The organism is Enterobacter sp. CFEC122 (genome assembly GCF_052983755.1).
Map to the genome: position 1 here is coordinate 1 of NZ_JBRIQR010000132.1, position 763 is coordinate 763.

Here is a 763-nt window from a genome sequence, read left to right on the forward strand (position 1 = left end):
AGTGGTCAGAAAATCGACGGGCATACCGGCCTCCCTGCCTGATGGTCATGAATTAACAATTTCGCAACCGTCCGAAATATTATAAATTATCAGACATAGTAAAACGGCTTCGTTTGAGTGTCCATTAAATCGTCATTTTGGCATAATAGACACATCGTGTCTGATATTCGATTTAAGGTACATTTTATGCGAATTTTTGGTTATGCGCGGGTCTCAACCAGCCAGCAGTCCCTCGATATTCAGATCAGAGCGCTCAAAGATGCAGGGGTAAAAGCTAACCGCATCTTTACCGACAAGGCATCCGGCAGTTCAACAGATCGGGAAGGGCTGGATTTGCTGAGGATGAAGGTGGAGGAAGGTGATGTCATTCTGGTGAAGAAGCTCGACCGTCTTGGCCGCGACACCGCCGACATGATCCAACTGATAAAAGAGTTTGATGCTCAGGGTGTCGCGGTTCGGTTTATTGACGACGGGATCAGTACCGACGGTGATATGGGGCAAATGGTGGTCACCATCCTGTCGGCTGTGGCACAAGCTGAACGCCGGAGGATCCTAGAGCGCACGAATGAGGGCCGACAGGAAGCAAAGCTGAAAGGAATCAAATTTGGCCGCAGGCGTACCGTGGACAGGAACGTCGTGCTGACGCTTCATCAGAAGGGCACTGGTGCAACGGAAATTGCTCATCAGCTCAGTATTGCCCGCTCCACGGTTTATAAAATTCTTGAAGACGAAAGGGCCTCGTGATACGCCTATTTTTATAGGT

The 763-nt window shown here is 49.3% G+C and carries 1 protein-coding gene; it reads left to right on the top strand.

Annotation, left to right across the window (positions count from 1 at the left end; genetic code table 11):
* Positions 1 to 186 precede the first annotated feature (186 nt).
* Complete coding sequence (locus tag ACVCAM_RS26465) at positions 187 to 744, top strand: recombinase family protein (protein WP_001217881.1); 558 nt, start codon at positions 187 to 189, stop codon at positions 742 to 744.
* Positions 745 to 763: the final 19 nt, after the last annotated feature.

Bases quoted from the DNA above. Each gene is read 5' to 3' on its own strand.
- ACVCAM_RS26465 (WP_001217881.1), top strand. From the start codon at position 187: ATGCGAATTTTTGGTTATGCGCGGGTCTCAACCAGCCAGCAGTCCCTC.